Source organism: Methanosarcina sp. WH1 (assembly GCF_000970005.1).
Lineage (GTDB): Archaea > Halobacteriota > Methanosarcinia > Methanosarcinales > Methanosarcinaceae > Methanosarcina.
Genome location: NZ_CP009504.1, coordinates 742010 through 756752, shown reverse-complemented (window position 1 = coordinate 756752; position 14743 = coordinate 742010). Strand labels below are relative to the sequence as shown.

Sequence of the window (14743 nt, the reverse complement as noted above, 5' to 3'; positions counted from 1 at the left end):
TAAAGTTGACTTTGGATTTGGACCAAGCGAAGTTCTCAAGGAAACCGATATCAGGAAAACATAAGTGACTGAGTAAGGTTTTCTCTAAGTGATAAATGAACCAAGTATTCTCTTCAATAAAAACATAGTTGAAGTTAATTAACAGATTAATTAAATTTCCAGAACATATGACAAACTTATTGATATTTTATTTTGCTGGATTAATTAATCCTGGATATGAAGAGGATACGTAAAAAACATGATTAAGGGATGTTGATAAGTAGGCTAAGTAGCTGGAACCTTTGCAATTATAAAATAATACAAATTTATTATTTAATTTATTATATAATTTATTATTAATGAGGCAAAATAATACAAATTTATTATTTAATTTATTATAGCACTGAATCATTTTTTCATTAAAGTTTAGTATAATAGATAAATAATTGGTCATATGTAAACCTAACAACTACACACAATTAGGGGGCATCATTTCAAAATCGCCATCAACAAAAATTATCAAAAATTAAATGTCGACCTGCCGAAGGTAAGTTAAAGATTATTTCCAGTCAGTGGCTTCTACTTTGAAGGAACAAGATCAGATGGATGTAATATAAAGTTCAGAAGCAGTTCAGAAACAACTTTCTTCGTATTTTATTGCAAACTTAATTCTATAAATGACTCACACATTTTGCGGTTTAACTTATGAAAACCGAAGGGGTAAAGCCAGGCCCCAATTTCTTACTTATAAGTTTAATTTGAAGAGCAGTTATGAAGTTAGGGTCTACTCTTGAAATCAAATACCTCTTATCATCCAAATTATTCCATAAGTATTTTTTTTTCAGTTTATCCAAATTCAATATAGTTCCAAAACCCTAATATATCACTGTTTCAATCTAAAAGCTTCAATGACGGTAAAGATTGCAGTGCTGGTTTCCGGACGGGGTTCAAATCTCCAGGCGATCATAGATAGCATTGAAAAGGGCTATATAAAGAATGCGGCAGTTAATGTGGTAATTTCCAACAAGGCCAATGCTTATGCGCTCGAACGTGCAAGAAAACACGGAATCAGTGCTGTTTTTCTTGATCCCGAAGGGCTTGACAGAGCCGGATACGATAGAGAAATCCTGAATGTCCTCAAACAATATGATACAGACCTTCTTCTGCTTGCAGGCTATTTCAGGCTTTTAGGAAACGAGATTATTGGGGCATACAGGCACAGGATCCTGAACATACACCCATCTCTTCTTCCGGCTTTTAAAGGGCTTCATGCCCAGAAACAGGCTTTTGAGTACGGAGTAAAAGTTGCAGGCTGTACTGTACATTTTGTAGATGAAGGACTCGATTCCGGACCTATTATCATCCAGAAGTGTGTGCCTGTGCTTCCGGGAGATACTGAAGAGCTTCTCACTGCCAGGATTCTCGAACAGGAGCATATTATCTATCCCGAAGCTGTCAGGCTCTTTGTCGAGGGTAAACTTAAAGTCGAGGGTAGAAATGTAATAGCCCTTAAGTAATGGTCCTTAAGTCCAGATTAAAAGATATGTATTAATATCTATGTATTAATATCGGGCAACTTCCGGCGGGATAGGTTTTGAGAACTTGCTCAAAAAATAGGAAGTAGTCCCAAACCGGAATAGATTTTACCCATTAGTGTCCTCATTAATACTCTGACGGTTATAAGTATTTGAATTATATTACTCACGCGAAAAAGTATTTGAATTATGTTATTTACACGAAAATGTCCCTAAAAAGATGGTAAATGGAAAGTATTTGAATTATGTTATTTACACGAAACTATACTGGCCAACCGAAGACTTTCCATATTCTCGAATCTCCTGAGTCCCCAAAATGCTCGGGAAATTTTTTATAGAATCTCTATTTCCGTTAAGCATATTAACAGTTAATCAATTCACGCTAGCAAAAACCCTTTACTTCGAATAAGTTTTAAATGCATGGACTACGAGGTGACAGTAATGTCTTATATTGAAAAAATAGATCCGGAATTGTTCGAGGCTATCGAAAAGGAAGCCGAACGTCAGGAATACAAACTGAACCTGATTGCATCAGAAAACTACGCGAGCAGGGCTGTTATGGAAGCCCAAGGCTCAATCATGACCAATAAGTATGCCGAAGGATATTCCGGCAAGCGCTATTATGGTGGTTGTGATTTTGTTGATGTTGCCGAAAACCTCGCGATTGCCAGGGCAAAGGAACTATTCGGGGCAAAGTATGTGAATGTCCAGCCCCACTCAGGTTCAGGCTCCAACATGGCTGTCTACTTCTCCGTACTGCAGCTTGGGGACACAATCATGTCCATGGACCTCTCTCACGGGGGACACCTTTCTCACGGCAGCCCTGTAAGTTTCTCTGGGAAACTCTATAACATCGTACCTTATGGGGTCAGCAAAGAGACCGAAGCCCTGGACTATGACGAACTCATGAAAATAGCAAAAGAATGCAAACCGAAAATGATCGTATGCGGAGCTTCAGCCTATCCTCGTGAGATCGATTTCAAGAAGTTCAGGGAAATTGCCGATGAAGTAGGAGCTTACCTTCTTGCAGATATTGCCCACATTGCAGGGCTTGTAGTTGCAGGTGTACACCCGAGCCCTGTACCTTATGCAGACTTTGTCACCACCACAACCCACAAGACCCTTCGGGGACCCAGGGGCGGAATGATTATCTCCAGGACCGAAGAGCTTGCAATAGGGGTAAACAAGGCAGTTTTCCCGGGCATCCAGGGTGGTCCCCTTATGCACATCATAGCTGCAAAGGCAGTCGCCTTCAAGGAAGCCATGGATGAAAAATTCAGGCAGGATCAGGCTCAGACAGTGAAGAATGCAAAGGTTCTTTGTTCCTGTTTGAGGCAGAAAGGTTTTGATATTGTTTCCGGTGGCACTGACAACCATCTTATGCTCGTAAATCTTAATAATATGAACATTACAGGCAAGGATGCAGAAGCTGCAATGAGCAAAGCCGGGATCATTGCCAACAAAAACACGGTTCCTTTCGAGACTCGCAGCCCCTTTGTAACCAGCGGAGTAAGGCTTGGGACCCCTGCCTGTACCACAAGGGGTATGAAAGAAAAGGAAATGGAACTGATTGCCGACTACATCGAGACAGCAATCAAGAATGCAGGAAACGATGCTCTGCTGTCGGAAGTCAACGGAAAGGTAAGGGATCTCTGTTCAAGGTTCCCGATTTACAGCTAATTGAGGAGATAGGGGGTTTTACCAGTTGTCAGATGAAAGCTATGATTCACGGATTATAGATGGAAAAGTCCTTGCACAGCAGGTTGAAGAAGAAGTGAGGTCAGGAGTCGAAGACCTCGAAAGCAACCGAGGAGTCACCCCGGGGCTTGCTACCATCCTTGTAGGGGACGACCCTGCATCAAAGATGTACGTCCGCCTGAAGCACAGAGCCTGCGAGCGTGTGGGTATCAGCGCAGAAGATTACCTTCTTCCGGCAGAAGCCACTCAGGAAGAACTTCTTGCCCTGATTGATTCTCTTAACAAAAACAAAGATGTTCACGCAATCCTGCTCCAGCTTCCGCTGCCGAAGCACTTCTCTCCGCAAGAAGCAATGGAAGCTATATCTCCTGCAAAAGATGCAGATGGCTTTCATCCCTATAATATGGGAAAACTCATGATAGGGGATGAAGGCCTTGTCCCCTGCACTCCGCACGGGATTATCAGGGCACTTGAGGAGTATAATGTGCCTGTTAAGGGCAAAAATGCGGTTATTGTCGGGCACAGCAATGTTGTGGGAAAACCCATGGCAGCAATGCTTCTGAACAGAAACGCAACCGTTTCGGTCTGTCATATATTCACCGATGATCTGAAGAAGTACACCCTTGGTGCCGATATCATAGTGGTTGCGGCAGGGGTCAAGCACCTCATCAAAGCAGACATGGTTAAAGAAGGGGCTGTACTCTTTGACGTGGGAATAACCCAGGAGGAAGGTGGAGTATTCGGAGACGTTGACTTTAAAAACGTAATCCAAAAAGCTTCTCTTATAACTCCTGTCCCTGGCGGCGTAGGTCCCATGACAATTGCCATGCTCATGAAGCATGTGCTGATGTGTGCGGAGAAAAGCCTTTAATCCCTATTGTAAGGCTTTTTGTAACTATTCAGCCTGGGAAAAACAACATCAATAGCCATCTGTATTAAAATTCAATAAGCAAATTTCTGGGAATCGATTTTATTTGATTATTGGCTATTGATTACATTTTTTCAATTTTCATTGGTTAGTAATCAGACATATCGGTTTCATCAAAATCGGTATCAATCAAATGATTTTAGCAGGCTGAATAGTTAACCCACTTTCCGCAGTAAATTTTTGCATATTCACAATATTTCCTGCTATCGATTTTCGATAAAACGTGGATTTATTGGATTTTTATGCAGGAGGGAAAACAGCTATATGGTGTATCATAGAGACAAAAAAACGATATCATTCAATTTTCACCAAGTTCCATTAAAAGTTCAAATTAATTTGATTTGTTTCAAAAACACTATCAAAGAAAATATTGATTTTTGGAAAAAATACTGCGGAATGTGGGGTTAAGGTTTTTTTTATTTTGTATTTATTTAAAGCTTTTTTTCATTTTGATTATATTTAAAGCACAAAACTAATCTTCTCAAGCTTTTCGCACCAAGACAAGTAAATTTGTTTTCATGCGTTTTCGGTTAAGTGAAGAATCGTGACAAATTGCTTTCACTTCCACAACAGTTGTCAAATATTTGATATTATTGTAGGCTGGAACAAAGTGTCGATTTCATATAAATAGGCCAAAAAGAAGGTAGGCTTCTGGTCCAAAATCGATAGCTTTCGGGCAAAAAAATTCCTTAACCGATGACCAATGAATTTGTTTTTTGATTGCAGTATATTTGGTGATATTACTCTGTTCTCCCGGACATGCCATATTGGGTTATTAAGGTTGAGTTTTATATAAATATATTATTAATCTGCAGCATAATTATCCTGATTGCGATAAATCAATTTTACACATCAATATTTTTATGTATCATTGAAGCCTATTTTACTGTAAATCCTGTTTGCCTTTAGTAAATCATAAAAATAGTTTATGAAGTATTAATTTAATATTTAGACTTTCATAAAATATCTGGGCGCTAAAATTAGTTATTTGCAATCTCCAAATAAATCTGCCTGATATATGTTGATGGTATTGAGTTCCCGTGATAATCCTTCAGGTTCTCATAATCGCATGTTAATCTCAAATAGACAATTTCATTAAAAAATTCACTCCAGTTAGAAAAGTACATTCCATAACCTTAAACTCCATCCACTTCCATATATAAGGAATCCAGAATTCCTGGACTCCTGAAGCTCTTAAACTTAACCGAACATGTATCCCCCAGTTCCCTTTCAAGTCCTCAAGTGTTCAGCTTCGCAGCCGGAAAAATTATTTTGTTTTTCTTGCGTTCGGGAAGCCTTTCAGGTGAAGGGACAGAAATAGCTTTTTCAGGGAATGTTAATGGATGACTGAATAAACAGCGTCTGCAGTCACTATTCAACAAAATACCGCTGAAAATATCTCCTCACGGAAAAAAAGGAATCTACAGATCCTGCTTCAAATATCGTTCTTGTTTAAATCGTGTTTAAAAATACTGTAATTGTTTGCTTAAGTACGTGGTTCATTCATATTTATCAAGCGCTGTTGCGCCAACTGAGTTAAAAGCTGCATAGCCTGGTTGTCAAAAATGGTAGTTAATACTGATATCTGTGGTCTAAAGGTGGGAGATCAATATCCTGCACATGTAATGGGCGTTATTAACGTGAGCCCTGAGTCTTTTTACAAAGGTTCGATATCAAGTCCAGAATCCGCACTTGAGGTCGCCCGGAAAATGGTTGAGGACGGAGCAACCTTCCTGGATCTGGGTGCGCGGTCCACATGGCTCTTTTCAGAAAATATAAGCAGAAAAGAAGAACTTGAGCGCTTACTGCCTGTGCTTGAAGCGCTGGAAGGCAATGTGGATGTGGTAATTTCCGTTGACACGATGTTTTCCGAAATTGCAGAAGAAGCTCTCAAAAGAGGGGCAGATGTCATAAACGATGTTTCCGGTTTTACAGCAGACCCTAGAATGATAAAAGTGGTGGCAGACCATGGCTGCCCGGCTGTGGTTATGGCTTCTAAAAAAATACCCGGAGATCCTCTGGGCATGGATTCCATTATTGAAACACTTGATTCCATTATACAGGCTGCTAAGGCTGGAGGTATAGAACCTGACAGCCTCATTCTTGATCCCGCAATAGGCAGGTGGACAGAAGAAAAGCTTCCGATGTATGATTTTGAAACCCTGGATGATTTTGAACGCCTTAAGATTTTTGAAAAACCTCTGCTTGCAGCCCTTTCAAGGAAGTCCTTTATAGGAGATGTGCTTGGAAAATCTGCAAATGAAAGACTCTACGGCAGCCTGGCTGCAGCAGCAATTGCTGTTCACAAAGGTGCACATATTATCCGTACACATGATGTCCCCGAGACTTCTGACGTTATTAAGCTTTCAGGAGCCCTGAGAAGCCGGGTAAGTGTTGTAAAGGAAGACAGGTATGAGGTTTCGGTGCTTGAAGTAAAAACTCCTCAGGACGCAGGAATTGCAATGAGGAATATTGGAGCTACAAAAGTCGGTTCGCAGGTAATGCAGGGAAAAAGCATCCATCTTATGTTAAAGATAAGGAACCTTACAACCACGGAAGCTCTGATAATAAAACAGGAGATGCTTGCAAGGGGTGGAGATGCAGCCCTTGCAAGAGATGCAGTTTCCCATGAAACGGAAACTACTGACGTGCTTGTGATGGGTACCCTGCTGCAATTTGGACGCCTTGCCAGAAAACTGGATGGGCAGGCTCGTTCCCTCCCACTTATTGCAGAAATGATCCGCGAATGTATTTCAAATCGGACTAGTCTGGAATACCGATATTTGAGGTAATTATGATCATAACTTCAGCAAAACCCTTTGAAGAAATCCTTTCCCTGTTAAAAGATGAAGACAATATCTTTGTTGTCGGATGTAACGTATGTGCTGCAAAACTGAAGACTGGAGGAGAACCTGAAGTCCTTGAGATGTGCAGGCGGCTTGAAGAGAGCGGAAAGCACGTTATAGGCTGGGCTCTTCCAACTGCAGCCTGCAGTATCCGGTCCTATGAATCTCTAGCTGAGAAAAATGAGAAAATAAAAGAGGCGCATTGCATTCTTGTTATGGGTTGTGGCAGTGGAGTTTCTGCTGTTGCCAGTGTTGTTGATTTGCCTATATATGGTTCGAACAACACTCTTTCACTTGGCGGTTCTGGTGGAGGCAAGCTTCTTTCCAACCAGTGCGTTATGTGTGGGGACTGTACCATAAGTGAATATGGCGGTCTCTGTCCGAAATCTCAATGCCCTAAGGCACTTCTCAACGGGCCCTGCGGAGGGGCTGTGGAAGGGATGTGCGAGGTAAACAGGGAAAATAACTGTGTATGGGCTCTTATCTATGAGCGTTTGAAAAAGATCAACAGGCTTGACCTTCTTTACGTTACCCATGCCCCCCAGGAGCATGGTTTTAAATAATTTCATTCCTAATATTCTTATTTAATGCTTTTTAATTTTCGTGAAAAACTGAACTCCAGGAAGTTTCTGGTTACTGTTGAAGTCTCTCCCCCCAAAGGGACCAGGTTTTCAGCTTCCCTGGAGGATACCTGCCAGTTAAAAGGTGCTGTGGATGCCCTGAACGTTACGGACAATCAGTGCTCAATTATGCACATGAGTTCACTGGCTTTCAGCAAGCTTCTGCTCGATCAAGGGCATGAACCTATCATGCAGCTTACCTGTCGGGACCGGAACAGAATCGGGCTTCAATCCGATCTTCTGGGAGCATACGCTCTGGGAATCCGGAACATCTGCTTGATGACCGGAGATCATCCTATCTGTGGAGATCATCCAGGCTCAAAACCCGTTTATGATCTTGACTCCGTACAGCTCATTGAACTTGTCAGGAAGCTTGATTCAGGCATTGATTTTGCAGGAAAAAAGCTGGATGGAAGCACTTCCTTTTGTGCAGGCGCGGTCTCAGGCATAGATCCTGAAAATATATTGCAGTTAATAAAGCTTGAAAAAAAGGTCAGATGCGGAGCCGATTTTATCCAGACACAGGCTGTGTATGACGTGGGAAGGTTCGAGGAGTTTACGGAAGCAGTAAACCATCTTGAGGTACCTGTGATTGCAGGTTTGATTCCTCTCAAATCCCTGGGCATGGCTGAATATATGAATAAAAACATCTCAGGAATTCATGTGCCTGAAGAAACCATGCTTCGAATGAAAGATGCAGCTTCCCCTATAGAAGAAGGTCTGTTAATAGCTTCCGAAACTATAAAAGAATTGACAAAACTCTCACGAGGGGTTCACATTATGCCAATCGGATCTCACAAAAACACCCCCAGACTGCTTTCCATGGCTGGAATTTCAGATAAACAACGGGATCCCGAAAATTCACTTTAACTGGGAGATTTCTTCTCTTTTTCTTCCAGTGCCGAGGCTTTCAGGTCCTGTGTATTTTGTGCAATTACCTTCATTTTTTGAAAAAAATTTCTTCTTATAATTCATACCTCGTTCTTTTTACCTACTTTTAACTTTAAGGTGGGAAGTCTCCTTCCTCGGAGCGTAAGCGACAGATGGGAGATGAAAGCCGTTAACTTCTACAAAACAACAGTAGCATAATAATTTATATTTATTGTTACATCAATATAGTTATATCTATGTAGTATAAACTGAATTGTAGGAGCCATTCTGTGTATTCACTCCATTATCATTTAGTTCAGTGTGTGAAATATAGGAGAAAAGCTCTAACGAACCCTTTAGTTGTTGATTTTCTTAAAACTAAAATCCATAACATAAGTGAAACATTCGATGTTGAAGTGCTGAATATAGAGTGTGACAAAGACTATTTTCACTTATTATTTTCAGCAAAACCTTCGCTTGATATTCCAAAATATATAGGGTCCTCTCGAATTCACCCTTAAATTGAACCATATTTGTCCTTTTTTATACCAATTAAATCAGATCACAGTTTTCCTAAAAGAAGTGAATCCTATATTTAAAATAAATTTTAATTAAAGCCTTAATAAGCCTTCAATTTTATGGAAAAGGATATAAAATCCTCTTCTGACGATATATTATGAAAGCTCCGTTTATTCCACTAAACAAAGATTCAAATGGAAATTGTTATCCGAAATATTAAATGTTTTTGATTTGAGATCTTGCAGGCAAATACTCACAAGGAGGAGCATTGTGCCCCTCTCAAGATCAGTGCCTGCAATTAAAATCGTACTCTTAAGCATGTTTTTTCCTGTAGAATTACCTATGCTATCAGAGAATTAAACGAAAGGGAAAGCTTGAGAAATTTCCTAAAAATCAGTTCGGTACCAACTGAAAATGAAATTTATGGCATTCTTAGTAAGTATGAACCAAACCAGTTTACTTATTTTGTTTTTGAACTCTTGAACGAATTATGCCCTAAGAGAAAAAAAGGATCAATAGGCATTATCAGTGACAGTACTGACATAAACCTTAACCTGAACTGGCATGCAAAAAAGATTACCAAAAAAAGCCTGGAAAACAAAGAATACAAGTGGGGCCACTCAACTCATAGAGGATTCTTCATTGGCGTGAAACTGACTCTTGCACTTGAATATCAAACATTGAAACCTTTAGCATTTCTGATTAATGAAGCAAATGTATCAGAACCTAAAATTTATCCAGAAATACTCAAGGAACTCAAAAAACGGAGAATATTAAAAGCAGGAGACATTGTTTATGCTGATAGAAGATACTATTCTTACGAAAACTATGGTATATCTGTGAGAGAGTTCAGGGTGGTACCTTTAATTTTTCCAAGGAAAAACTGTAATTTTAAGAAACTTTTCAATATGCTGAGATACCCTCTGAAAATATTTGATTCAAGGAGAGACACTAAAAAGGAAATTAAAATCTACAAAGAAATGATTGCAAAATTATGTGGACAACCAGGGCAAATATGCATCTGACGAAGAAGATAAAGATCAATCCAACTGAAGAACAGATAGATGTTCTTTGGCAATTATCTGAACAATGTAGATGCCTCTATAATTTTGCTTTAGCTGAAAGAAAAAACTCATGGGAAACTGAACAAAGAACTGTAAAGTACGTAGAACAACAGAATCACCTTCCAGCATTGAAAGAAAGTTTCTCTCATAAGGCAAATGAAATTCCATTATCTTTTGAAGTCGGAAACGTCTGTGATTTGTTGGCAATCAAGCAGGTTGAAATCTACAATTATGATCCGTACAAGGGTAGAGGAAATTTCGTTGTATTAATAACATATGATGAAAATCCTATAAGTCCCATAACAGAGTATGTTGATAACGATTTGTATCAAGCAATAGACTTAGGAATCACGAAAATAGTAACAGCAGTAAACACTCAAGGAAAATTCTTTGAAGTTAAAACACCACGTTCAGATCAATACTGGAATACAAAAATAGATACAATCAAATCCAGAAAAGATCATTGTAAAAAAGGAAGCAATAGATGGAATAGACTGCACAAAACATATATAAAGATGGAAGCAAAAAAGTCTAATCAGATAAAAGATTTTCAACATAAGCTTTCCAAAACCATGATTGAGAACACCAGAGCCAATACAATAATTGTTGGTGATCTTAACGTAAAAAAAATGGCTCAATCAAAGAAAGTAACTGGAAAAAGAAAACGTCCTCAGAACAGGATTACAGATGGATACTTGCATCACTGCAAATATCCAGGTGACGTAATCACTCGAAAGAAGCTCCTTCCTCGCTTTCATCAGAAAGCAGGGCGGGGTAGTTCACATACTCCCAGTAAATACATTATAATCGACACCACCTGTACATTACTGTATCCTGCATGGGTTTATGAGGGTTGGGAGTTTTTATGTTTCTTTCTGTAATCCGGATTTGTTGGTGGATTTAGAGTTTTTCCGCCAGAATCAGAGAGCTCGAAAAGGAGGTCACAATGAAGGTAATGAGTATCATATCATGTAAAATCTTTGAGGATGAAATTGTCCATTTAGTGGAGCATGATGAAGAGGTGGATGAAGTTATAGTACTGAAAAATGGGAGTTCGGAGGACATTGTACGGAAGTTTGGTGAAATTGGCTGTTCCTGCCGGGAATTGACTCTCAATAATATCGAGGCACAAAGGTTCCTTAAGGATGTGATGCGTGTGGACAGGGAGGGCCTCATGCTTGTGATCAACATCCTTGAAGTAGTTGGCATGGGAAAAAAGCGTACTATGCTGAAAACGAACTTATATGATGCGATTCTGAAGATGTCGCTCTTCTCAGACAAAATGCTTTTGTTCTATGGGCTTTGCGGAAACTTGCTCAAAGATATTGAGATAGATTTCAAGTACCTTAAGTGTCCTCTCACATTGCTCAGGGACCCCGAAGGAAACATCGTTGATGACTGCATCTGTGCGGCTCTAGGGGGCAAAAGAGCTTTCGTGGAAAAAATAAAGGGTTTCAGGGGTAAAAGGGTTTTCATGCTTACTTCCATGTGGGCTGCCAACTGGGAAAAAATGGTTGTAGCTAACGGGTTTGCCCGGAGTCTGGAAAATCTCGAAGAGTCAAAGCTGGTATTTCGGGCTGCCAGATATACTCAGGTAGCAAAGATTAATGCCGGCTTAAACTATCAGCATAATTTCGAGTCCAGGGTAAGGGAATTTGCAGCTTTCTATAATTTTGAAATTACAGAAATCGAAACTGACCAGGCTATCTTTGAAATGTGTTACAGTGAACTGAAGCATTCGCTTACGGCCCCTGTCTTAATGTAACCCCTCTGGAAAAAGTTATTTCAGGTCCTATTTTGATCCTGCCGTAGATAACTTTTAGTTTATCAGGTTAAATATTCCGGGGGCATTTCCTCATTTCAAAGCTTTTTTATCCCTGAGTAGGGGTTTTCTAGAGTATTTGGATACATTTATCAATACCTTTCGGTATTTTACGGTTTGATTCTATCTATATTGATTTTACGTTTCCGAAAATCGAGATTAATCACAGTTTTTTAAAGGCATCAAAATGAGTCCAGAAATCACTTCCATCCAGATGTTTGGGATTAAGACCCCTATCATCAGAGCAGGGGATGACATCGTGCAGACCCTTGAAGTTGCACTGCAGGACACTGGCATTATTCCAGTTGACGGGGATGTTTTTGTGCTGGCTGAGTCGGCTGTTGCCACAGCGGAAAAAAGAATCATCGAACTTGCCAGCATCAGTCCTGGGGAAAAAGCATTATCCCTCGGGGAAAAATACGGGATAGACCCGAGAGAAATGGAGCTTGTGCTTCAGGAATGTGATGAGCTCTTTGGGGGCGTCCCCGGAGCCGCACTTACGATTACAAAGGGCATCCTTTCTCCCAATGCTGGAATAGATGCTTCAAATGCCCCTGACGGCTATGTAGTCCTGCTTCCGGTAGACCCTAGAAAAAGCTCCGAAAACATCCGGAAAAGGCTTGAGCAGCGTTACTCCTGCAGACTGGGAGTTATTATAGGGGACAGCAGAACTCAGCCCCTGCGGTTAGGCTGCACGGGGATTGCACTCGGAGTATCAGGCTTTGTGCCTGTGGAGGATGCAAGGGGCGCTTTTGATATTTACGGAAAGCCCCTCCGCCTGACTTACAAAGCAGCGGCGGATAACCTGGTTTCAGCTGCCGAAATCCTTATGGGAGAAGCCGGAGAAAGGGTTCCCTGCGTGCTAATCCGGGGCGCTCCGGTAAAAATGGCAGATGAGTCTCCGGAGATGCCAACAATCTCAATGGAAGGGTGTATGTATTTCGGCAACATCATCAGGGGCCAGAACAATGATCCGGAAAAAGAGAATCCGGAAACAGGGAATCAATAAAAAGCTTGCTATAACTCCCTTTTCGGAATACGTTTAAATACAAGCCCGCAGGACTGAGATAAGCGTTATATATTCTCGGCGATAATATATACAATAAATTGAGTCCCGATCCTGTGTCCGGTAATTCCACCTTCATGTCAATCAATCATTCAGGATTGGGGTTTAGCAGCCGTGCCGTACGGACGCATATACAATTCCTCTGCACGCTGACTGGAATAGATAAACCAAAAACAGTAAAAGTCTCAGTCGTTTCAAGTATTGCAGGTGATTTTATGAAACCGTTGTTATTGGACTTTTCCGCAACATGGTGTGGACCTTGCAGAATGCAAAAACCTATTCTTGAAGAGCTCGAGAAAAAGTACGGGGATAAGGTAGAGTTCAAGGTTGTCGATGTAGATGAAAACCAGGAGCTTGCCTCAAAGTACAGCATACACGCTGTCCCGACCCTGATCATTGAGAAGGATGGGACTGAAGTAAAGCGCTTTATGGGTGTAACCCAGGGCAGTGTACTGGCATCTGAACTCGATAAAATTCTCTGACCTCTGTATTTCTGGAAAAAAGCCGCCCTGGTTCGGGGAACCTGAGGGCGCACAAATTTTTAGAAGATTTCTTTTACAACCTCTTCAACCGGAGGTTTTTATTCCTGAATTATTATTTTTGAAGTTTTATTCCTGAATAATTATTCCTGAATTATTATCTTTAAATTTTTATTCCTGAATATTTATTCCTGAATTACTATCTTTAAATTTTTATTCCTGAATATTTATTCCTGAATTACTATCTTTAAATTTTTATTCCTGAATATTTATTCCTGAATTACTGTCTTTAAATTTTTATTCCTGAATATTTATTCCTGAATTACTGTCTTTAAATTTTTATTCTTGAATATTTATTCCTGAATTACTGTCTTTAAATTTTTATTCCTGAACGATTTTTCTCACTATTTCTCCAAGAGTTTTTCTATTTAAGGCACTGAACTCAATAGATTTTTTACCAATCCTGATTGGAGTTTAATTTTTCCTTTTTTCAACAAAATTTCAGTTAAACTTCAAGCTAAAATTAATAACTCAGGAGCTCAAAGATCAGAAGAATTCAAGTAGTGTTTGAAAATATTTTTGTAATGAAAAACGGCAAAAACTGATGTCAAAACAAAAAATCTACCTGTAATAAGCGACTTTAATCTTTTTTAAAGCTTTTTAAAGTTATTTTTCCGGTGCCTAATAAAAGTAGAATTCCAAATAAACTACTAAAATAATGTTAGTTCAATGAGATAACTATTTATAATGAGTGCAAGTACTTTCTAATATAGTAAAAACATACAACAACTTAAAACATAAAACAACTTTACAGTGGGGGAAAAACATGAGAATAAGAGTAGTTAGTTCAAGAGAAGAAATCTTTACACTTAATCCGAATGAACGTATTGTTCACCTGGCTTTCAGACCTTCTAACAAGGACATTTTTGGATTGGTTGAAACCTGCCCAAAGATTGAGGTAATTCAGTTACCTAAATCTTACATGCGTACAGTCTCAAAGTCCATAGAAATGTTCCTTGAGATGCAGAGAATCCAGCTCATCGAAGGAGATGTCTGGGGGCACCGGAAAGACATTAACGAATACTACAGCATTCCAATCTCAGTGATTGAAAAGATTAAAGAAATGAAAATCGAAGGTAAAACCACTGAGGAGATTGAGAAAAAGATTTCAAGGGAAAGCAAGTTGAACCCTGAAATGGTCAGTTATATCCTGGATAAGGAAACTACTGCCTGATTTTCTTTTGGAGCATGCCCTTAAGGCTTTGCTGGAGATTAGAGTGTACAGTTTGTCGATTCCACATTTATATTATATATAAT

At 39.7% G+C, this 14743-nt stretch carries 12 protein-coding genes and 1 pseudogene; all 13 read left to right on the top strand.

Annotated elements, in window-relative coordinates; translation table 11 throughout:
- The first annotated feature begins 887 nt into the window (after positions 1-887).
- The 13 genes and pseudogenes from purN to MSWH1_RS03310 all read left to right on the top strand — a co-directional run bounded on the left by purN (position 888) and on the right by MSWH1_RS03310 (position 14660).
- Complete coding sequence (gene purN / locus MSWH1_RS03365; protein ID WP_048126094.1) at positions 888-1496, top strand: phosphoribosylglycinamide formyltransferase; 609 nt, start codon at positions 888-890, stop codon at positions 1494-1496.
- Positions 1497-1955: 459 nt separating this feature from the next.
- Entirely contained in the window at positions 1956-3194 is a 1239-nt protein-coding gene (glyA, locus tag MSWH1_RS03360; RefSeq protein ID WP_048126093.1) for a bifunctional serine hydroxymethyltransferase/L-allo-threonine aldolase, read from the top strand.
- Positions 3195-3219: 25 nt separating this feature from the next.
- Positions 3220-4083 (top strand): bifunctional methylenetetrahydrofolate dehydrogenase/methenyltetrahydrofolate cyclohydrolase, encoded by an 864-nt coding sequence (locus tag MSWH1_RS03355; RefSeq protein ID WP_048126091.1) that lies wholly within the window; start codon positions 3220-3222, stop codon positions 4081-4083.
- 1622 nt (positions 4084-5705) lie between these two features.
- A complete protein-coding gene (folP, locus tag MSWH1_RS03350; RefSeq protein WP_048126088.1) occupies positions 5706-6932 on the top strand; it encodes a dihydropteroate synthase in 1227 nt (408 codons plus the stop codon).
- A 2-nt stretch (positions 6933-6934) separates the two neighbouring features.
- The gene (locus MSWH1_RS03345; protein WP_048126086.1) at positions 6935-7549 is read left to right on the top strand and encodes a methylenetetrahydrofolate reductase C-terminal domain-containing protein; all 615 of its coding nucleotides are present in this window, start codon (positions 6935-6937) and stop codon (positions 7547-7549) included.
- Positions 7550-7573: 24 nt separating this feature from the next.
- Positions 7574-8476, top strand: a complete 903-nt coding sequence (locus MSWH1_RS03340; protein WP_048126084.1) for a methylenetetrahydrofolate reductase — start codon at positions 7574-7576, stop codon at positions 8474-8476.
- Positions 8477-8766: 290 nt separating this feature from the next.
- Positions 8767-8997 (top strand): IS200/IS605 family transposase, encoded by a 231-nt coding sequence (gene tnpA, locus MSWH1_RS17830; RefSeq protein WP_255350484.1) that lies wholly within the window; start codon positions 8767-8769, stop codon positions 8995-8997.
- Between the two features lie 155 nt (positions 8998-9152).
- Positions 9153-9987: pseudogene (locus MSWH1_RS17350) on the top strand (transposase); the annotation flags it as partial.
- Between the two features lie 23 nt (positions 9988-10010).
- Entirely contained in the window at positions 10011-10940 is a 930-nt protein-coding gene (locus MSWH1_RS18775; protein ID WP_052723121.1) for a transposase, read from the top strand.
- Between the two features lie 65 nt (positions 10941-11005).
- Positions 11006-11824 carry a DUF1638 domain-containing protein gene (locus MSWH1_RS03325; RefSeq protein ID WP_048126082.1) on the top strand — a complete coding sequence of 273 codons (819 nt, stop codon included), beginning with the start codon at positions 11006-11008 and terminating at the stop codon, positions 11822-11824.
- 244 nt (positions 11825-12068) lie between these two features.
- Entirely contained in the window at positions 12069-12890 is an 822-nt protein-coding gene (gene cofE, locus MSWH1_RS03320; protein ID WP_197074018.1) for a coenzyme F420-0:L-glutamate ligase, read from the top strand.
- 272 nt (positions 12891-13162) lie between these two features.
- A complete protein-coding gene (gene trxA, locus MSWH1_RS03315) occupies positions 13163-13429 on the top strand; it encodes a thioredoxin (protein ID WP_048126079.1) in 267 nt (88 codons plus the stop codon).
- A gap of 823 nt (positions 13430-14252) precedes the next feature.
- Positions 14253-14660 (top strand): DUF1699 family protein, encoded by a 408-nt coding sequence (locus MSWH1_RS03310; RefSeq protein ID WP_048126077.1) that lies wholly within the window; start codon positions 14253-14255, stop codon positions 14658-14660.
- Positions 14661-14743: the final 83 nt, after the last annotated feature.